This window comes from Thermanaeromonas sp. C210, assembly GCF_013167955.1.
GTDB lineage: Bacteria > Bacillota > DSM-521 > Neomoorellales > Neomoorellaceae > UBA12545.
In genome coordinates, this window is sequence record NZ_BLWF01000003.1 from 525,628 (window position 1) to 546,399 (window position 20,772).

Annotated in this window: 15 protein-coding genes and 2 pseudogenes; 16 read left to right on the forward strand and 1 reads right to left on the reverse strand. The window is 49.3% G+C overall.

What is annotated here, in order from left to right; genetic code table 11:
• The first annotated feature begins 2 nt into the window (after positions 1-2).
• From rfbD to TAMC210_RS10000, 7 genes are all read left to right on the forward strand, one after another.
• Entirely contained in the window at positions 3-920 is a 918-nt protein-coding gene (gene rfbD / locus TAMC210_RS09970) for a dTDP-4-dehydrorhamnose reductase (RefSeq protein WP_173298644.1), read from the forward strand.
• Positions 917-1,981 carry a glucose-1-phosphate thymidylyltransferase gene (locus tag TAMC210_RS09975; protein ID WP_173298645.1) on the forward strand — a complete coding sequence of 355 codons (1,065 nt, stop codon included), beginning with the start codon at positions 917-919 and terminating at the stop codon, positions 1,979-1,981. The genes rfbD and TAMC210_RS09975 overlap by 4 nt, the downstream gene beginning before the upstream one ends.
• A 3-nt stretch (positions 1,982-1,984) precedes the next feature.
• Positions 1,985-2,557 carry a dTDP-4-dehydrorhamnose 3,5-epimerase gene (rfbC, locus tag TAMC210_RS09980; RefSeq protein ID WP_173298646.1) on the forward strand — a complete coding sequence of 191 codons (573 nt, stop codon included), beginning with the start codon at positions 1,985-1,987 and terminating at the stop codon, positions 2,555-2,557.
• Complete coding sequence (rfbB, locus tag TAMC210_RS09985) at positions 2,554-3,603, forward strand: dTDP-glucose 4,6-dehydratase (protein WP_173298647.1); 1,050 nt, start codon at positions 2,554-2,556, stop codon at positions 3,601-3,603. The genes rfbC and rfbB overlap by 4 nt, the downstream gene beginning before the upstream one ends.
• A gap of 190 nt (positions 3,604-3,793) precedes the next feature.
• Entirely contained in the window at positions 3,794-4,912 is a 1,119-nt protein-coding gene (locus tag TAMC210_RS09990) for a glycosyltransferase family 4 protein (protein ID WP_173298648.1), read from the forward strand.
• 199 nt (positions 4,913-5,111) lie between these two features.
• Positions 5,112-6,470, forward strand: a complete 1,359-nt coding sequence (locus TAMC210_RS09995; RefSeq protein WP_173298649.1) for an O-antigen polymerase — start codon at positions 5,112-5,114, stop codon at positions 6,468-6,470.
• Positions 6,448-6,789: a glycosyltransferase family 2 protein gene (locus TAMC210_RS10000; RefSeq protein WP_254388618.1), complete on the forward strand. Its 342-nt coding sequence runs from the start codon at positions 6,448-6,450 to the stop codon at positions 6,787-6,789. The genes TAMC210_RS09995 and TAMC210_RS10000 overlap by 23 nt, the downstream gene beginning before the upstream one ends.
• 161 nt (positions 6,790-6,950) lie before the next feature.
• On the opposite strand, the gene TAMC210_RS10005 is transcribed toward TAMC210_RS10000, so the two are convergent.
• The gene (locus tag TAMC210_RS10005; RefSeq protein ID WP_173297661.1) at positions 6,951-8,279 is read right to left on the reverse strand and encodes a transposase; all 1,329 of its coding nucleotides are present in this window, start codon (positions 8,277-8,279) and stop codon (positions 6,951-6,953) included.
• A 180-nt stretch (positions 8,280-8,459) separates the two neighbouring features.
• Between TAMC210_RS10005 and TAMC210_RS10010 the strand changes: the two are divergent.
• The 9 genes and pseudogenes from TAMC210_RS10010 to TAMC210_RS13950 all read left to right on the forward strand — a co-directional run.
• Positions 8,460-9,146, forward strand: a pseudogene (locus tag TAMC210_RS10010) (glycosyltransferase family 2 protein); the annotation flags it as partial.
• 13 nt (positions 9,147-9,159) lie between these two features.
• The gene (locus TAMC210_RS10015; RefSeq protein ID WP_173298652.1) at positions 9,160-10,344 is read left to right on the forward strand and encodes a glycosyltransferase family 4 protein; all 1,185 of its coding nucleotides are present in this window, start codon (positions 9,160-9,162) and stop codon (positions 10,342-10,344) included.
• Positions 10,345-10,668: 324 nt separating this feature from the next.
• Positions 10,669-12,165, forward strand: a complete 1,497-nt coding sequence (locus TAMC210_RS10020) for a mannose-1-phosphate guanylyltransferase (protein WP_173298653.1) — start codon at positions 10,669-10,671, stop codon at positions 12,163-12,165.
• A 6-nt stretch (positions 12,166-12,171) separates the two neighbouring features.
• Positions 12,172-13,545: a phosphomannomutase/phosphoglucomutase gene (locus TAMC210_RS10025; RefSeq protein WP_173298654.1), complete on the forward strand. Its 1,374-nt coding sequence runs from the start codon at positions 12,172-12,174 to the stop codon at positions 13,543-13,545.
• A gap of 865 nt (positions 13,546-14,410) precedes the next feature.
• Positions 14,411-15,718 carry a UDP-glucose dehydrogenase family protein gene (locus TAMC210_RS10030; protein WP_217267344.1) on the forward strand — a complete coding sequence of 436 codons (1,308 nt, stop codon included), beginning with the start codon at positions 14,411-14,413 and terminating at the stop codon, positions 15,716-15,718.
• An 18-nt stretch (positions 15,719-15,736) separates the two neighbouring features.
• Positions 15,737-16,957: a glycosyltransferase family 4 protein gene (locus TAMC210_RS10035; protein WP_217267345.1), complete on the forward strand. Its 1,221-nt coding sequence runs from the start codon at positions 15,737-15,739 to the stop codon at positions 16,955-16,957.
• A gap of 49 nt (positions 16,958-17,006) precedes the next feature.
• Complete coding sequence (locus TAMC210_RS10040) at positions 17,007-17,771, forward strand: hypothetical protein (protein ID WP_173298656.1); 765 nt, start codon at positions 17,007-17,009, stop codon at positions 17,769-17,771.
• Positions 17,772-17,840: 69 nt separating this feature from the next.
• Positions 17,841-19,154 (forward strand): hypothetical protein, encoded by a 1,314-nt coding sequence (locus tag TAMC210_RS10045; RefSeq protein ID WP_173298657.1) that lies wholly within the window; start codon positions 17,841-17,843, stop codon positions 19,152-19,154.
• Between the two features lie 196 nt (positions 19,155-19,350).
• Positions 19,351-20,682: pseudogene (locus tag TAMC210_RS13950) on the forward strand (transposase).
• The last annotated feature ends 90 nt before the right edge of the window (positions 20,683-20,772 follow it).

Consider the following 20,772-nt stretch of genomic DNA (forward strand, 5'->3'; position numbering starts at 1 on the left):
CCATGCGTATTCTGATTCTTGGTGCTGCCGGTCAACTGGGTTCGGAGCTGTGCGCGCTTCTTGCGCCGGAGCACAAGTTGACTACTGCGACGCGGACTGAGGCCGATGTCACTGACCTTGAGCAGCTTTTGGCGCTGGCGAAGCGGACAAGCCCCCACGTGATTATCAATGCTGCGGCCTACACCGATGTGGACCGGGCGGAGAGGGAGCGGGACCGTGCTTTTCTCGTTAACGCCCTGGGAGCGCGGAACGCCGCCATCGCCGCCCGTGAGGTGGGGGCGAAGCTGGCGCACGTGAGCACCGATTACGTTTTCGACGGGGGGAAAGAGGGCCCTTACTTGGAGTTCGATCCCCCCAACCCCATCAACACCTACGGAGCTTCCAAGCTTGTGGGCGAAAATCTGGTAAAGGAGCAGTGGTTCAGGTTCTTCATCGTGCGTACGGCCTGGCTCTACGGACGGACCGGCAAGAATTTCGTCAAGACCATCCTGCGCCTGGCGAGGGAGCAGAAGGAGCTCCGGGTGGTGAACGACCAGCGGGGGACTCCGACTTGGGCAGCGGACCTTGCCCACCAGCTCGCGAGGCTCATCGAAACCGACAGTTACGGCACCTACCACTGCACCGCCCAGGGGAGCTGCACGTGGTTTGAATTCGCCCTGGAGATCCTCAAGGGTGTAGGTTACGAAGCTAGGGAAGAACTGGACGGGGCGGTCCAACTAATACCCCCCGCGGGGCTTCCGGGACCCGTGACTGTGAGGCCAGTGGCAACGGAAGAATTCCCCCGGCCGGCGCGGCGGCCTAAAAACTCTGTCTTGGAAAATTACATGCTCAAATTGCAGGGGCTCGACGTTATGCCTCCTTGGGAGGAGGCCCTGGCAAAGTTTTTGGGCGAAATCAAGGAAGAAGGGGAGAAGCTGTGAAGGGTTTGGTTTTAGCTGGTGGCAGGGGCACGCGGCTGCGTCCTTTGACCTACACCATGGCCAAGCAGCTCGTCCCGGTGGCCAACCGGCCGATCATCCACTACGTGATGGATCAGATTGCTGCGGTAGGAATCAGAGAGGTGGGGGTGGTGATTGCCCCCGAAACGGGCGACCAGATCCAAGCGGCGCTGGCGGAAAACCCCTGGGGCCTTTCCTTTACCTTCATCGTTCAGGACGAGCCCAAAGGTCTGGCGCACGCCGTGATGGTGGCCCGGGACTACCTGGGTGACGAACCCTTTCTCATGTATTTGGGCGACAACCTCATCGGACAGAGCATCGAAAGCCTCGTCGAGGAGTTCCGAAATTCGCGCCCTGAGGCTTTGATCCTCCTGAAACCCGTTGAGGACCCCCGCATGTTCGGTGTGGCTGCAGTCGACGGAAAGGGCAACGTCCTGCGGTTGGTGGAGAAGCCCAAGGACCCGCCCTCCAACCTCGCCCTGGTGGGTATCTACCTCTTCTCGCCGGCGATCCACGAGGCTATCGGCAGGATCAAGCCTTCCTTCCGGGGGGAGCTGGAGATAACTGACGCCATCCAGGAGCTCCTTGATGCTGGCAAGAGGGTGCGGAGCCACGTCCTTGAGGGCTGGTGGCTTGACACAGGGAAAAAAGACGACCTTTTAGAGGCCAACCGTGTAGTCCTCGACGAGCTCATCAACAGGGAGCTTAGCGGCGAGGTGGATGGGGAAAGCAGGATCGTGGGGAGGGTGAAGGTGGAGGTAGGAGCCCGGATCGAGCGGAGCACGGTACGGGGGCCGGTGGTCATCGGCGCAGGAAGTGTCGTCCGCGATGCCTTCATCGGGCCTTACACCAGCGTGGGGCGCAACTGCCACATTGAAGGGACGGCCCTGGAGCACTCTGTGGTCCTGGACGGGGCGCGGCTGGTGAACATCGAGCGGCTGGAGGACAGCATCATTGGCAGAAACGCCGTGGTCGCCGGAGGGAAGCAGAACAGCAAAGCACTGCGCCTGATGATCGGAGATGACGCGGAGGTGAACATCTAGCCCATGCCCTTCCGGTTTACGCGCCTGGAGATACCCGAAGTTGTTCTCATCGAGCCGGTGGTCTTCCCCGATGAGAGGGGCTTTTTCCTGGAAGCCTACAAGTATTCGGAATTCGCCGCCTTTGGCATCACCGAGCGCTTTCTTCAGGACAACCACTCCCGTTCGAGAAAAGGAGTGTTGAGAGGGCTGCACTATCAGAACCCTCCCAAGGCTCAGGGGAAGCTCATCCGGGTGGTTGTCGGCGAGATTTTCGACGTGGCCGTTGATATCCGGAAAGGTTCCCCGACCTACGGCAGGTGGGTTGGTGTCAGGCTTTCTTCCGAGAACAAGCGGATGCTCTACATTCCACCGGGGTTTGCCCACGGGTTTTGCGTGCTGAGCGAGGCGGCCGAGGTCCTCTACAAGACTACGGAGGAGTATGCTCCGGAGTGCGAGGCCGGCATCATCTGGAACGACCCCGACATCAGGATCAGCTGGCCGGTGGAGAACCCCGTCCTCTCTCCCAAAGACGCCAGGTGGCCGCCGCTCAAGGACGCCGTGAACGGTTTTACTTACCAGGGAGGAGGGTCTTCGTGAAACTTCTGGTGACCGGAGGTTGCGGCTTCATCGGCAGCAACTTTGTCCGCTACGTGCTGAAGGAGCGCCCGGAATGGGAAGTGGTCAATTTAGATAAGCTCACCTACGCGGGCAACCTGGCTAATCTCAGGGATGTTGAAATACACCCCCGCTACAAGTTCGTCCAGGGAGACATTGCTGATGCTGGCCTGGTGGAAGAGCTTTTCGCCCAGGAGCAGCCTGATGTGGTGGTCAACTTTGCCGCTGAATCCCACGTGGACCGTAGCATCCTCGACTCCACCCCCTTTATCGAAACCAACGTCAAGGGGGTACAGGTGCTCCTCGAGGCGGCAAGGAAATACAGAGTGGAGCGGTTTCTTCAGATATCTACCGATGAAGTCTACGGCAGCCTCGGGGAGGAGGGCTACTTCAGTGAGGAAGCGCCCCTGCGCCCGAACTCCCCTTACGCCGCGAGCAAGGCGGCAGCGGACCTCCTCTGCCGGGCTTACTACAAGGCCTACGGCGTCCCTGTGGTGATTACCCGAAGTTCGAACAACTACGGGCCTTACCAGTTTCCTGAAAAGCTCATTCCCCTGATGATCCGCAACGCCTTGCTGGGCAAGGAGCTCCCGGTTTACGGCGAAGGGAAGCAGGTGCGCGACTGGCTCTTTGTCGAGGACAACTGCCGGGCCATCGCCCTGGTCCTGGAGAAGGGCCGGACCGGCGAGATCTACAACATTGGAGGAGGCTGCGAGAAGAGAAACCTAGAAGTAGTCCACAGCATCTGCCGGATTGTTGCTGATGTGGTTCGGAAACCAGTGGAGGTTATCTTAAGCCTGGTGAAGTTTATCCCAGATCCCCGGGGTAGTGCGCATGATTTTCGGTATGCTTTGGACTGTTCAAAAATTAAGTACGAGTTGGGATGGCAGCCGTCGGTTGATTTTGAAAAGGGGTTGCGGTCTACAGTTGACTGGTATCTTCGCAACCAGGAATGGGTGGAAAGCATAATTACAGGGGAGTACTACGAATTCTATCGAAAAGTATATGGAACAAGTGTTTCACATTAAGCAGACAGAAGATGCTGCCAATAGTGATATAGTTTTAGAATGAAGTAAAGAGGGAGTAAGAGAAAAATCATTTTAGTGATGTAGTTTCCGAAAGCGATATTGAAGCTAGAACGTTGGATTTAGAGTTATCTTGCTAACATGCGTGATTATTGTCACATGTATAAAAGGGGAAGGAGATTATTAGGTTAAAATGCGTATAGGATTTGCATGCGCTTGGGATGACCCTCCAGAGCGAACCTGGTCGTATACTCCTTGGAATCTTTTCAATGCCATGAAAAATAAAATAGAAGTTGTTGATTTTGGTCCGAAGATTGGGCGAGTGCAACGTTTGGCACTAAAGGCTTTGTATACGAAAAGGAGAAATAATCGGTGGGTTAGTACGTGGAACAGGTCTTCTCTTTGGGATTTTGTCTGTACTCGATACATAATTAATAAATTGAAGGAGCATGATGTAGCAGCTGTACTCGAGATTGGAGATTTAGCTCAATTGCCTGTTCCGTTTTATCTTTATCAAGACCTGAGTTATGATGTTTTGGAGCGTTACTATGATAAATCACACGGGGTTCCGGGTTTTCCTGGTCTTAGTATTGAGATTATTCGGAAGCGGCGAGATAGGCAACGAAAAATCTACGAGCAAGCAGCTGGTGTCTTTGCTATGAGTGCGTGGTTTGCCTCTACTTTGATTAAGTGGACTGGACTTCCCCCGAAGAAAGTTCATGTGGTCCACGCAGGAATTAATGCCGCAGTAGAGCCAAAGCTTGTACTGCAAGCGAAACAGAGGATGGGAACACGTAGGGGACGTCTACTTTTTGTTGGGAGGGATTTTTGGCGTAAGGGTGGCGATCTATGCGTGAGAGCGCTTGAGCTTTTGCGGAGGGAGTATAGTCATCATGTGACTCTCACAATAGCTGGTCCACCGAACTGGCCTATGCCTGGCCCGGTTCCAGAAGGGATCAGCTTTCTCGGGCAAGTACCAATAGATCAAGTTGGCCAACTTTTTGAGGATCATGATTTGTTTGTTATGCCTTCACGCTTTGAACCATTTGGTATTGTTTTTGCGGAAGCTATTGCTCACGGACTTCCCTGCATAGGAAGGAATGCATTCGCAATGCCTGAGATTATTACGCCTGGGCATAATGGAGAGCTTCTCGAAGACGATAACATATATGACCTCGCAGAGCTGATAGTAAAGATCCTTGAGAATGATAAATACTATACTGCGGCTCAGGCTGAAAGTTATCGCGCAGCTGCGTATTTTTCCTGGAATAGAGTAGCCGACGACATGATTCGAGTTATGGCAGGACCATAGAGGGCGATAAAGTTTATGGTGTGTGGTTACGATTGTCATTGGACTGTGAAGCTAAAGTTTACTTTGAAGCTAAAGATCACTTCGGAGGATATGCTTTTATTAAGTTGTTGCAAACTATTTCCGTTGCAAAGGATGAAGTCAATTAGAGTATAATTTGAGGAAAAAAGAAAGTTTAAAGGGTTCATGGGGAAGTGATTCAATGTCCGAAATTATTCTCACCTTTTTTGCAGCAGTTATGATAGTTTCTTCGTGGATTGCTACAAATCATTTTTTTAATCCCCTCGGAATATACACATTTGTGTGGTACATTGGACTGCTCGCTGCAACGCTGAATTGGGTCGGTTTTAAGGAAATAGATCCTTATGGGTGGATAATGATCGCAATATCATATTTTGCTTTTGCATTAGGTTTTTTTACAATTGTGCTAGCTCACAAAGTAATAAATTCAAAATATAGCAATAAGACTGCATATGCTTTTTATAACGCTAGAAGTGAGATAAATAAAATAAGAAAATTAACTTTTCTGTTTTGTATGGCGGCAGCAATTGGAATTTGTTATGAGTGGCTTGGTATTCTTAGTACCTATGGCGGTTTTTCAGGCTTTATCAAAAATGCTAATTTGATATACTCTGAGCGAATTGAAGGTCGTTATGCTTTTTCAATTCCATATTTAAGTTCTTTCGCTCTCGCTGCTTCTGCATTGGCAGGGGTACAAATCGCTTTGACGCGGCAATTTACTTTTTTGAACATTTTTCCATTAATTTTAGTGTTTTTATCAAACCTAGCTTCTATGAGTCGAGCAGGTATATTTATGGCACTAGGGTTGTATATCACTCCTTATTTAATTCTTGCCAATGTTAAACTAGGAAAAAAGAAAAACAAGTTGGTTATTAAAAAGACTTCTAAATTGGTTATTGTTGTTCTACTGATAAGTTTGGTCGTCTTTATGGGGACAAATTTTATTCGGGACATACGGGGTGGCATCGAGAGTTACTCAGTGCCACAATCTGATCTGTTAAATTTCTTACAAAAAACTGGGCTTTTCAGGCCTTCACTTTATGTATACGTTGGTGGACCGCCGATAGCGTTTGCTGAAAGCCTTAAGATGGATCGTGATGTTCTTGGTAGGGGCGAAATTCCGGGAACCCAGACATTTGCGCCTTTTTTTAGGCTTTTGTCGAAGTTTGGTTTATCAACATATGTTTCTTATTACGAAGAGTTCGTTGATATTGGAATTCGAGAAATGAACACTGGGACATATTTAAAAGATGTTTATATTGATTTTGGAATTCCTGGAGTAGTTATATTTCCTTACCTACTTGGGCTTTTTGTAACGTTTCTCTATCAACATATAAGGCGAAAACCTAATATCCTTTGTTTGACTGCTGTATCATTTCTTTATCTTTATATCGAAATGTCAGCAATAATGAACATTTTCAGACTGGGTTATTACGTAATTTCTTTTGCGGTTGCCCTTGCAGGGATTATTCTTATAAAGCCAAAGGAAAGTAAAAAGTTCAGCATGGGAAGTGAGCATGTTGAATTTTCCGCTCGTTAGTATAATCATCATTTCACATAATTGCAGAAATTATACCTTTCAGTGTCTTAATTCGCTGTTATTTTATAGTGGTCTGATTGGCGAAATCATTGTAGTGGACAACTGCTCTACAGATGGCACAGTTGAGATGATCAGAGAAAAATTCGAGTCAGTTAAGATTATAGCAAACGACGAAAACAAGGGTTATGCATATGCCGTAAATGTAGGTGTCACCAATGCCCAAGGGAATTTTGTTATCATTACTAATGCAGATGTAGTAATAGACCAAAAAGCAATTGATTTGCTAATTGAGGCATCTGCGTTGTGGCCGATTTTTTAGAAGGCCTTGACATAATCTTACAGAAGCAACCCTATAATTAATAGGGTAGGCGCCTCAGGAATATAAAAAGCCTTAAGGAGATGGCAAGCGTTGGTAAAATAACCCCAAAAAGGGTATATTACTTCTTCTACCACCCTTTATGGTAGTATCTACCACTTAATTTAGGCTGCCTTTACTAAACTGCGTAGGTTTTCTCCTTTCTTTTCTCGTATCCTCCCTAGCGCCATGGCCAGCATCACCGCTAACGCTAGAGCGCATGTTAAACTCATCTTCTTTAATCCTCGAATAAAGTGTTGCTCAAAACCAAAACTCTGGTCTAATCGGCTGTTTACTCGCTCCACCGCTGTACGCTTCTTGTAAAGTTCCTCCCAGCGGTAGCTGGAACGTGCTAGCGGCGTGAACACCCTCCGGTCTTCCTTAAGGGGTATCCGAATACTGCTCTTAACCGGACATTTATCTATTCCCTTGCATCTTAACCCATAATGCCTGGCCGGACAGCGGTATTTTAATGTTTCCCGGTCCTTCTCAAATCCTCCATAGGCCATCTCCCTCTTTATCCCCGTCTCCGGACAGTAACAGTATACTTTCCCCTTATAGTCGTATACTACGCTCTCCTGCCCCGCTATTAGTTTAGTTTCTTCCCCGTCTTTCCATTGGTTCCTTATGTCTATGACCGGCTTTATTTGATACTCTTCCCATAGCTCGATGATTAGTTCTGTGGAGTCGTAGGCCTTGTCTGCTGTAAGATATTTAATCCTTTCAAAGGTCCCCGGTGCCTTCTCTTTTACCCTCTCCAGAAGCTTGGGCGCCTCTTTTACTTCGCTCGCCGACGCCTTGGTAACTTTAAACCCTAGAGGCAGTTCGTATAGGGCATCTACTATTAGGTGCAGCCGAAATCCAAACCATTTCACTACTTTTTCCCACTGGCTGCCGTCTTCCCTCTTACCCCGGTAAACCTTACACCCCCAGTCTGCATCTTGTTCCCGCCGACCGTCAGGTCTAAGCTCCCCCACTTTTTCCTTCTTCCTCCCACGACTTAAGCTCGCCAAGGCTTTGCCGTCTATGGCCGCTACTTCTCCAAAACCCGGTAGTTCCTCCCTTAGCTCCTCTACCAGCCGGTAAAATATTTCTTCGACCTTCTCTTCTTTCTTAAGCAGTTTCCCCAAAAACCGGCTGTATACCCATGACGGCGGTACGGCTTTTTCTCCCTTCGTTAGGTCAAATCCGCATAGCTCTCGTAATTGGGCATTACGCCAAAGTTCCCGCCTTAAACTTTCTATCGAAGGATGTTGGTATACTATCCCTGCCAGTACAGAGTTCCATACGGCCCTTATGGGATAGTCATCCCGCCCATTCGCCCGTTCCTTCTCCAGTTCCACCATCAATTCTTCGTCCGGCATGTATTCAAGTACTAGCCTAAGTCGTTCGAGCTCCCCTAAATTTTCGATTTCCCTCCACCCAAAAAGCCTCTGTTGTGGTATAATAGCCATGGATGACCCTCCTTTGTTTGGTTGGTTTGGTCTTACTTAACAGATTCGCTCTGAAGGAGGGTCATCCTCTTTTTTGGGGTCAATTTTTTAATTCCTTAAACCCAATCCCCCTCAACCCCAACCAAATTCATGCCTTTCCCGGGGTAAAATTTTTTCCCCCAATCCCTTCATACCTTCACCTTTCTTATTTCCGCGTCAGCGCAGATGGCTCTAATTAATTGCCTCAAAAAAAATCCAAAGGTTGGAACAGTGGGTCCTCAGCAAGTGTTCCCCGATGGCAAGTGGCAAAGGAGCTACGGAGATATACCAGGGCCTTTGAGTAGCATTAAAAACATTTTAGGCATCACCAGCAGCAAGCACCTGCTGAAGGCACTAACATGGCCTTGGTTTCGCTGGGATAGAAAACCCCGGGAAGTGGGATATATCGATGGTGCAGTGATGGCTATTCGACGGGAAGCTTTCGAAGCTGTAGGGGGCTTTGATGAGGATTTCTTCTTTTACGGTGAAGATGTGGATTTTTGTATGCGACTTCGCAAGGCAGGTTGGAAGGTTGTTTTTCTTCCCGAAGCAAAGGTAATCCATGTGCGCGGGGGAAGCTCTACTAAAGTCTGTCCTGACGATAGATTTTTAAAACTTCAGGTTCAGAGCAACATGCTGTTTTTGAGAAAGCATTACCCAGAGTGGAAGATACACCTTACTTTGATATTGCAGCTGATTTACTGCAAATTGCGGAAATTTACAAGTTACCTGTTGTCCTTTCTTCCTTCTAAAAAGGCGCACGAGTTTTTCAAGGTAAGAGAAAGAGTGTTTGAGACTCTCTCTATTTTGTGGGCAGAACAGTTAAGGCAATTCAAATCTACGATTTAAAGTGGTGGGGAAAATGAGTAAAAAATTGAGTGTCCTTCTGCTAGATGGCCTGTGTATGAGTCCTTGGTATGATTTTTACCTTTACAAGGCCCTGTGTGCATATGCTAATGTAATTTTGGGGTGTATCACATTCCATCTTGATAAGGATTTTTTTAAAAAGAACAATGTCAAAAACTACCCTGGCCCTCTTGATATTGTGGCTCGCTTGGGGATCCGGGGTAAATTGACGCGTCAGCTTTTAAAAGCCTTTGAGTACTATTTTAACTTAATTTTTTGGGTAATTCGATTTTGTTTGCGCCCCATGGATATTGTTCATATCCAGTGGTTGCCTCTTATCACTGTTTTACCTTTCGAGTTGTGGTTTATAAAAGTACTTAAAAAAAGGGGAATCAAAATAGTTTATACGGTGCATAATGTCCTTCCCCACGATACGAGCTTGAAGTACCGAGAAGTTTTCAAACGGGTCTACCATGAGGTTGATGCACTGATATGCCATACAGAGCAGGCAAGGAAGGAATTAATAAGTGGTTTTAATGTTCCGGAACAGAAAATTTGGGTGATTCCACATGGTCCCTTGTTCCATGATCGCCCTAAAATAGAGCAAGAAGAGGCTAAAGCCCGCTTGAACCTAGCAGGTAAAAACGTGGTTCTGCATTTTGGAAGTCTCAGGCCCTACAAGGGCACGGAGTTCCTACTTCAAGCTTGGGAGTGGGTCGCGAAGGCTCATCCTAAAGCCATACTGCTTCTAGCTGGGCATGGCGAACCGTCGTATCTTGAAGAGATTCGACGTTTAATTGCAAGGCTGGAAATTCAAAAGCAGGTGAGGTGTGACTTTAGGTATATACCAGATGAGGAATTGCCTGTATATTACCAGGCCGCGGATATTGTTGTTTACCCCTATAGGGATATTACCCAAAGCGGTGCCCTTCTTACGGGGATGGCCTTCGGAAAGGCAATTGTCGCCACAGCGGTTGGAGGATTTAAAGAGACAATCATTTCTGGGAAAACAGGACTGCTTGTTTCCTATGGAGATGTTAGAGGGCTGGCCAATGCACTTAATGAGTTAATAGATAACCCAGTAAAGCGAGAACAATTAGGAAGAGAAGTAAGCTTTTACCTAAAGCAACATTATTCGTGGGAGGCAATCGCTAAGAAAACTCTCGATTGTTATGAATGTATTTTGCGAGAGAAAACTTGATGACATTTTGGTGACATTCTTTGTAAAAAGCTACAAATCTGCGTGTCTTAGAAGCTATGGTATGCCCATCTCCTATCCGAGGTTAGGGGATATCCCTAAAAATAGTGTACGGTGGAAAAAGTTTTCTTGTAGAACAGGCGAACCATAGAGCATTGGCAAAAGCCTATATGTGTGACTGTTAGCGACAGCCTTACTGGAAATTATTACCGCTCCTTCCATAAAGGTGAAAACGGCTTAAAAAACGCGAAAGAGGACTCTACTGAAATTCCATGACGTCTAGGACATGCTCCCTAAGGACTATAAAGACTAAAGGGGAAAATCTCTGTGCACAAAGCCTCAGCAGTGATCATGGCCGGTGGCCGGGGGGAGAGGTTCTGGCCTTACAGCCGTACTGACTATCCCAAGCAGTTCCTGCAAGTAGTCGGGGAAGGTACCCTCCTGCAGCAAGCAGTACGACGGGCACTAAGGCTGGTACCTTTGGAAGAGCTATACATAGTCACCAGCCAAGAGCTGGTAGATGCCGTAAGGCAGCAGGTACCAGAGATAAATTCCAGAAACATTATCCTAGAGCCCGTAGGCCGGGATACGGCACCTTGCATTGGCCTAGCGGCCCTCTACCTTGCCCGCCAGGACCCAGAGCAGGTCATGATAGTGCTGCCGGCAGACCACTTTATACCCGATGAAGCTCGCTTCGCCGATACCCTGCACATGGCTAAAGAACTAGCTGGTAGCACTGATTGTCTAGTCACCATAGGTATCTGCCCCACCCGGCCGGAGACAGGTTACGGCTATATCCGCCTGGGCGAGTCCTACCCAGGGGAATGGGGAAAGCCCGTGTTCTGGGTGAAGGAATTTACCGAGAAGCCAGATCTCGAAAAAGCCCTTACCTTTTTGAGTACTAACCAGTACCTCTGGAACAGCGGCATGTTTATCTGGAAGGTAAGGGTGATACTTAAAGCCATCGAGCGTTACTTACCCGAACTCTTCCAGGGGTTAAAGCGTATAGAAGCTCACCTGGGAAGCGAGAGGGAAGCCCAAATACTGGCCCAAGAATTCCCTAGGCTTCCCCGCATATCCATCGATTACGGCGTGATGGAGAAGGCAGATAAAGTTTTGGTGATCCCCGGGGACTTTGCCTGGGACGACCTGGGGACCTGGACGGCCCTGGAAAGAGTATGCGAGCTTGACGGGCAGGGCAACCTCTTGCAAGCCCAAGCTGTGCTTATGGACACCGAAGGTAGCGTCATACGAGCCCAGAAAGAAGACAAACTAGTCGTCGCCTTCGGGGTAAAGAACGCCCTCATCATTGACACCGAAGATGTGCTGCTGGTAGCCGATAAATCCCGCGCCCCCCAGCTAAAAGAGGTCATCCTGGAGCTTAAACGCCGTGGCTTAGAACAGTATTTAACCTCCAAAACCACAAGCAGCGGGGAAAGGGCCAGGCCCCAGGATTTGGGGCTGGCCTTCCTAGAGAACGGAACCTTTCCCCATTGCCCTGTACAAGAAAAGCCCTGGGGGCGGGAGGTATGGTGGAGCGTGACTGAAAAATATGTGGGCAAGGTGATATACGTCCGGGGAGGGCATTCTTTAAGCCGCCAGTACCACCGCCTAAAGCAAGAGACCATGATGTTCCTCTCTGGAGAAGGGATCTTAGAGCTAGGGGAAGAGAAGATCTCCATTTACCCCGGATTAATTGTAGATATTTTACCAGGCACTATACATAGAGTTTCGGCCACTACCGATATTACTTTCCTAGAGGTATCCACACCCGAACTAGATGACGTAGTGCGGCTGCAAGACGAATACGGAAGGGTAGGGTAGAAGAGAATGAATCCCATAGTTTTCCGCGCTTATGATATAAGGGGCAAGGCTGAGGTAGACTTTCCCCCAGAGGAAGTAAAACTTTTGGGCCGGGCGCTGGCCACTTACTTTAAAAGCCGGGGAGAAAAGGAGGTAATAGTAGCCCGGGACAACCGGAAGCACTCCCCCCTTCTCCGCCAGAGGCTAATAGAGGGTCTTATAGCCGGTGGCTGCCGGGTGGTGGATATAGGGGAGAACCCTACGCCCGTCTTTTATTTCTCCCATCATTATTACGGCTTGACAGCGGGGGTCATGATCACGGCCAGTCATAACCCTCCGGAAGATAACGGGTTTAAAATATCCTCCGGGGGAACCACCATATATGGAGAGGAAATCCAAAAAATACGCCGCCTCCTGGAACAAAAAGAACTTGTGGAGGGAGAAGGCTATCTGGAGGAGAAAGACCCCAGGGGAGCGTACATAAGCTGCATAAAAGAAAGAATAAGGCTGGAAAGACCCCTTAAGGTAGCAGTGGATGCAGGAAATGGAGTAGCCGGGCCCCTGGCGGTAGAGCTCCTTAAAGCCCTGGGCTGCGACGTGATACCTTTATACTGTGAGCCGGACAGCACCTATCCCCACCACCATCCTGACCCCACCGTCCCCGCCAACCTAAAAGATTTAAAAAAGGTGGTCCTTGTCGAGAGGGCCGATGTGGGCCTGGCCCTGGACGGGGACGGCGACCGCCTGGGGGTAATAGATGAAAAAGGGAACATCCTCTGGGGAGATATGCTGCAGATCCTCTTCTGGCGGGAGATACTGCCCCGTCATCCTGAAGCTCCGGCTATTGTAGAAGTCAAATGCTCGCAAGCTCTGGTAGAAGAGATAGAAAAGCTAGGAGGCCGTCCCTTTTTCTATAAAACCGGTCACTCCTTGATCAAAGCCAAAATGCGGGAAATAGGCGCCCTCTTTACTGGTGAAATGTCTGGCCATTTCTTTTTTGCTGATGAGTATTACGGGTACGATGACGCCCTATATGCGGCAGCAAGGCTCCTTCGGCTTCTATCCCGGCAAGAAAAGCCCTTGTCTTGCCTCCTGGAAGATGTTCCTAAGTATTATGCTACGCCCGAGACCCGCATTCCCTGCCCGGATGAGCAAAAAGCGCTGGTAGTGGCAGGGATAGTTAAGCATTTTAAGGAGAGGAGATATGAGGTTATAGAGGTGGATGGCGCAAGGGTTATCTTCCCCGGGGGCTGGGGCCTGGTGCGGGCTTCCAATACCCAGCCGGTCCTGGTAGCAAGATGCGAGGCTAAGACAAAAGAGAGGCTAAAGGAGATTTGCGCAATTATGAAGGAGGCGCTTGGAGAGTTCCTTGAGGTTGATGAGTTTGAGTGGGGTATTTAAAGATCACTGGGCTGACAAAACCATCTGTAAGGAACTAGGAGGCAATGAGTGTGGAAACGGGTACGTATCAGGGATCCCATTCCATAGAATGCTCATTCAAGGACGAAAGGTGGAATGGGGCCTTAAGCGTATTTAAGCGCGGAGAGGACGCTATGAGCAGGACTAAAGAGGTCTCTTAGCTCTTTCAGTTGCCATAGGCTTAGGTGTCTTTAAGGCCATGATGGAAGCCAAAGTTTAATAAGATAGCAGGCCCTAAAGGCAAGTACATTCTGGGACGTAGAGCCAGGCGTCATGAGATTGAGAAGGAAAGCAGGCTAAGATTGTAAAATTGTAAAACCGGTGAATGGTATGCTACTGGGGCGGAAAACACCGATGATCCCTTAAGGCTTTGGGCTACTGTCGGGGGTCTCTGCGAGGTGGGGAAAGAAATCCCGGTAGTCTTCCCTGTTCATCCCAGCACCCGCAAGGCCATGGAGAGTTAGAGGCTCCTTGAGAAAGCTGCGGCTCACCTGCGCCTCATCGAGCCGGTGGGATACTCGATATGATCATGCTGGAGCAGAACGTCTGCCTCATCGCCACTGCTTCCGGAGGGGTGCAGAAGGCGGCCTTTTTCTACCGTGTTCCCTGTGTAACGCTACTTGAGGAGACCGAGTAGGTGGAACTGGTAGAGCTTGGGGGGAACAAACTTTGTCCACCATATCGTGTCGCACATATAATAGAGAGTATTGAGTCGTTGATTTGGTTCTCGGGGCAGGGAAGCAGAGCTATATGGAAATGGTCATGCTGCCAGTAAAATAGTAGCTAGATTGGTGGGAGATTAACTTACTTCGATGTAATTTTCTGAGAAAGAGGTGTGTTGCAGAACGTGAAGATTGTCGTAGTTGGCATGGGGTATGTCGGCCTAGTAGCTGCCTGCTGCCTGGCTCGTTCAGGCCATCAGGTGATCGGTGTCGAAAGCGCTCCGGAAAAACTCAGCAAACTCAGAAGCGGCATTTTGCCCCTTTACGAAGAAGGTTTGGAGGAGGTCTACCGAAAGACTGTTGAATCTCAGCACCTCTCTTTTACCGACGATCTACGGGAGGCAATTGAGGTTGCAGACATTATCATGATCGCCGTAGGAACACCATCCCTCCCAGACGGCAGAGTGGATCTGTCACAAGTATACGAAGTGTCAGGGACGATTTGTGAGGCTGCGGATCATCCCTTCATCGTCGTGATGAAAAGCACGGTTCCCCCGGGAACGGGTAAATACCTCATCGAAAGGTTTTTCAGTAAAGCAAGGGTGCCTATATCCTATGTGTCTAATCCTGAGTTTCTCCGGGAAGGGATAGCTGTATGGGATTGGTACCATCCGGACCGGATTGTTGTAGGTTGCGATGACGCCCGCACTGCTGAGAAGGTATTAGAGCTCTACAGCGATATCGAGGCCCCTAAGGTTACCATGGATATTACCAGCGCCGAGATGGTGAAGTATGCCTCCAATGCGTTTTTGGCCACCAAGATATCCTTCATTAACGAGATTGCCAATTTGTGCGAATTGGTAGGAGCAGATATTAAGGCCGTGGCGCCTGCCGTCGGGATGGACAAGCGGATAGGTCCCCATTTTTTGCAAGCGGGGTTGGGCTATGGTGGTTCGTGCTTCCCCAAAGACACCAAGGGGTTGGATTTTGTCTCCACCTTTAACGGCTATAGTTTCAATCTCTTGAAGGCCGTAATCGAGGTCAACGCGAAGCAACGTATTCTTGCCGTAAGGAAGTTACATAAGCTTTTGGGAGGGTTGGTCGGAAGAAGGATCGCTGTGTTGGGTTTGGCCTTTAAGCCTAACACAGACGACATCCGGGAAGCTCCCGCCATTGACATTATTCGGTATTTGGTGGACGAAGGGGCGGAGGTAGCTGCCGCTGATCCCCTCGCTATTCGGAACGCAGCTTCCCAGTTGCCTCCGTGTGTGAAGCTTTCCCCAGACCCGTATGAGGTTTTGCATGGGGCGCAGGCTGTTCTCCTTGCGACAGAGTGGCCCCAGTTCATTGTGCTGGACTGGGGGAAGGTGAAAGGTTTGATGCGTGAGCCTTTCGTTATCGTGGATGGAAGAAATGCTCTGGATCCCGAAAAACTTACGGAATTGGGATTTATTTATTGCGGTTTCGGGGTTTTACCTAAGTTCCGCGGCTGAGGTAGGAGGGTTGTTTACTTGCTTGGCTCTCTGTGGATTTTGAATCATTACGCCATCAGTCCCGATATGCCCGGCGGCACCAGGCATTACGACCTGGGGCGGGAACTGGTCAAGCGGGGGTACGAAGTCGTCATTTTTGCTTCAGGCTTTGACCACAGCACCCGCAGGTATGCCAAGGTAAAACCTGGTGAAAAGATGAGGGTAGAACAATACGACGGTGTGACATTTGTCTGGATCAATACCGTACCTTATGCCGGTAATGATTGGCGTCGTGTGTTGAATATGTTGTCCTACGGCTGGAGGGTTCTTGGATGCAGTCGGGGGTTTGCTACCCCGGATGTTGTCATCGGGTCTTCGATGCATCCCTTTGCAGCTTTGGCAGGTTGGCGGCTGGCGCAAAAGCATCGCGCTAAGTTTATCTTCGAAGTTAGGGATCTGTGGCCTCAGGTATTAGTTGATATGGGAAGGATGAGGGAGGCTCATCCCGTCGTCAAGCTGCTTCGGGCGCTGGAGCTTTTTTTGTACCGGAAATCAGACCGCATCGTTATTTTGGGGAATCAGATGAAGGACTACATTACAAGTAGGTACAACATCAGTGAAGAGAAAATTGTCTGGATTCCCAACGGTGTAGACCTTACTCGATTTAGCAGCATTACACCTCCGAAGGGGAGCAATCCAGACTTCCTTGTAATGTATCTTGGGGCGCATAGCGCAACTAATGCTCTCCACGTGCTGGTGGAAGCTGCTAAGATAGTCCAGGAGCGGGGATACGAAAGGATCCGTTTTTCCTTAGTGGGTGATGGTCCCGAAAAGCAGAATCTTATGCGGCTGGCCAGGGAAATGGGGCTTACAAATATTGAGTTCTTACCGCCAGTGCCAAAAGATGAGGTCCCTATCGTTCTGGCCAAAGCAGATGCTCTTGTGCTGACGAAAGATCCGACTTTCGGTGCCTATAGTGGCAGTGTTCTCAAAATGTTTGATTATATGGCTTCGTATAGACCGGTAATTTTTTCTGGTGACCTTGCTTATAATCCCGTAAAAGAGAGCGGCTGCGGGTATACCGTTCCTCCGGGAGACAGCAAAGCCCTGGCAGAAGCCGTAATCGCTCTGTACGAAATGCCGGAAAGCGAACGTTTAACTTTAGGTCTTCGAGGCCGCCAATATGTAGAAAAACACCACAGCATCGAGGTTCTGGGAGAAAAGCTTTTCCAGGTGATCACCGAAGTGCTGCAAAATTAAGGGCGGTTTAAGGTGGGGTTTTATTACCTTGAATTAGGGGGTTAACATCTTGGATTTTACGCTTAAGGCTTACCAAAGCTTTTTGCGTGTTATTGTCGAAAGTGGCTACAGAGTAATTACTGTGAGAGATTATCTCGCCAGTGAGCAACTCTCTCCTTTTGTAATTTTACGCCATGATGTGGAGTGGAACCCCCGCCGGGCGCAGCACATTGCTGATGCGGAACTTAGGCTCGGTTTAAGATCCACATTTTATTTTCGTGCTAATACCAGGGCCTATGATATTCCTTTAATGTTACAGTTGCAGAACGAGGGTTTTGAGATTGGGTATCACTACGACACTTTAGACCGTTGCAATGGAGACTTTGATAAGGCTATTGCTTTGTTCGAGGAAGAACTATCCCGCTTCCGGCGTGCTGGGGTCAATGTCCAGACGGTTTGTTCCCATGGGAATCCAAGAGTTAGAAAACGCGGTTATCAGGCAAACTATGATATTTTTTTAAAGGACGAAGGTCTTAAGCGTAGGGCTGATATCCTGGGAGAAGCCTATCTTGATTTGGATTTCTCAGCTGTAAAATACCTCAGTGATGCTGGCATTCGATGGAATGTAGGGCTCACGACAAGGCAGATCGAAGCTTTGATTCGAACAAAAGAACAACCTGCATTTTACATCTTAGTCCATCCCGATTACTGGTCGAGAACGTGGATACGGGCGCTGGCGCTGAAGTGCGCGGCGCGTGGTATAAAGATTTTCCGCATAAATAATATCATTGCCGCAATAAGAGAATATAGTAGCATCCTATCGAGAACACGATAGGTAAGCAGGGGACTGATGGCCCTTGACTGGGTTTTGCCTGGAGGAAGAGATTTTGGGGGGCGGGTTATAGTGCAGCAGCTTGCAAAAACGAAGCAGCTTCTTGCTTTCCTTCAAAACTTCGCCACCCTGAGGCGGAAGCGGGTTACGGCCTACGGAAGCGGGGATAAGGTTCTTTGGCTAGCCGATCTCCCCCGTGACCTGCCTTCCGGTTGGAAGGACGCCTGCAGGTCGGCCTTTAGCACGGAGAAGCCCGATGAAATTCCCGAACTGTGGCTGGAGGTCCGCAAGAAGCGCAGGCCGGAGCCGCCACCGATCCCGGAAGAAATAAAACCTTGGCTTCCAGATGAGTTTTTGGATAAACCGGAAGAATATGCCTTAAAAAACACGGAGGACCTCTTCGACCTGGTGCAGGGGAAGACCAATTCAGCTACCAAAAGAAATGCTCCGAAATCTCAACCGAATCGTCGGGATTGGTCGGCGACTGAAAAGTTGGAACAGTTGTGGCTTGAGTATCTGGTGAACCAGTGGGAACCCTGGGCAAAGGAATTTCGCATTTGGCGGGAAGTGCAACAACTCTATGAGGACGTAGACTTTATACGCCGTCGCCTCGAGGAAGCTGAGGAACGTTATGAGCTCGTCCTCGCTGTAGGGCTGCTCCAGTGGCGCGATCCTGCTGGGGTTACTATTAAACGCCATCTTCTTACGGCTTCGGCGGAGATCTCTCAAGATGCCGTCCGCGGCGTGCTGACCGTGACCCCTGCTGCCTCCTTCGACGGGTTCCGGATCGAGTTGGATATGCTGGAATTTCAACACCGGCCTGATTTGGGCCCGGTAAAAGACGAGCTTGAAGATCTTCTGGAGGAACTAGACGTTAGGGCATGGGACAAGGCCAGGATGGGAAAAATTTTGCGGCTTATTGCCAACCGTGCCACACCAGATGCCCAGGTGGATGAAAACGGCTGGAGGCCCCTCGAGAGAGCAGATAAAACATTTCGCATTGTCCTGGCCCCAGCTTTAGTTCTACGCGAACGCCGGCCCACAACCTATGATGAGCTGATCACCCGCTTCCTGGAAGCTGCAGAAAATGACCCCCGGTTCTCTACCACAATCCCTTGGGAGCACTTCGTTGCCGAAGGCGAAGCTCTGAGTGATTCATCCGAAACAGTGCCTGAAGACGGTGGTCTATCCGGCAATGTAGGTGACAGGCTGTATTTTCCCCTCCCTATGAACGACGAACAAAGGAAGATCGCAGAACAGCTCAGGAAGCGTCCCTATGTCCTGGTCAAGGGGCCTCCGGGAACGGGGAAGAGCCACACCATAGCCAACCGGAAATTATCAGCGCCACTCGTGCCCTGGGTGGGGCCTCTGAGCCATCTGCGCTGACCGGGGAATAAGATAAGGTGAAGGTATGAAGGGATTGGGGGGAAATATTTTACCCCAGGAAAGGCATGAATTTTGTTGGGGTTGAGGGGAATTGGGTTTAAGGGATTAAAAAATTGACCCCCAAAAGAGGATGACCCTCCTTAAGAAGCGAATCTGTTAAGTAACGACAAACCAACCAAACAAAGGAGGGTCATCCATGGCTATTATACCACAACAGGCGCTTTTTGGATGGAGGAAAATCCAAAATTTAGGGGAGCTCGAACGACTTAGGCTAGTGCTTGAATACATGCCGGACGAAGAATTGATGGTAGAACTGGAGAGGGAACGGGCTAATGGGCGGGATGACTATCCCATAAGGGCCGTATGGAACTCTGTACCGGCAGGGATAGTATACCAACATCCTTCGATAGAGAGTTTAAGGCGGGAGCTAAAACGAAACGCTCAATTAAGGGAGCCATGTGGATTTGACCTTGTTAAGGGAGAAAAAGCTGTACCGCCGTCATGGGTATACAGCCGGTTTTTGCGGAAACTGCTTAAGAAAGAAGAAAAGGTCGAAGAAATATTTTACCGGCTGGTAGAGGAGATAAGGGAGGAACTACCGCGTTTTGGAGAAGTAGCGGCCATAGACGGCAAAGCCTTGGCGAGCTTAAGTCGTGGGAGGAAGAAGGAAAAAGTGGGGGAGCTTAGACCTGATGGTCGGCGGGAACGAGATGCAGACTGGGGGTGTAAGATTTACCGGGGTAAAAGGGAAGACGGCAGCCAGTGGGAAAAAGTAGTGAAATAGTTTGGATTTCGCCTGCACCTAATAGTAGATGCCCTATAAGAACTACCCATAGGGTTCAAAGTGACCAAGGCGTCGGCGAGCGAAGTAAAAGAGGCGCCTAGGCTTTTGGAGAAGCTAAAAGAGAAGGCACCGGGGACCTTTGAAAGGATTAAATATCTTGCAGCAGACAAGGCCTACGATTCCACAGAACTGAACATTAAGCTATGGGAAGAGTATCAAATAAAGCCGGTCATAGACATAAGGAACCAATGGAAAGACGGGGAAGAAACTAAACTAATAGCGGGGCAGGAGAACGTAGTATACGACTATAAGGGCAAAGTTAGCTGTTACTGTCCGGATACGGGGATAAAGAGGGAGATGGCCTATGGAGGATTTGAGAGAGACCGGGAAGCATTAAAATACCGCTGTCCGGCCAGGCATTATGGGTTAAGATGCAAGGGTATAGATAAATGTCCGGTCAAGAGCAGTATTCGGATACCCCTTAAAGAAGACCGGAGGGTGTTTACACCATTGGCTCGTTCCAGCTACCGTTGGCAGGAACTTTACAAGAAGCGTACAGCGGTGGAGCGAGTAAACAGCCGATTAGACCAGAGTTTTGGTTTTGAGCAACACCTTATCCGGGGATTACAGAAGATGAGTTTAAGATGCGCTCTAGCGTTAGCGGTGATGCTGGCCATGGCGCTAGGGAGGATACGAGAAAAGAAAGGAGAAAACCTACGTAGTAGTTTAGTAAAGGCAGCCTAAGGCTAAGGGTTGCTTTTGTAAGATTATGGCAAAACCCTCTAAAAAATCGGCCACAACGCAGATGCCTCTTTATTGGAAAGGGGTTGACGC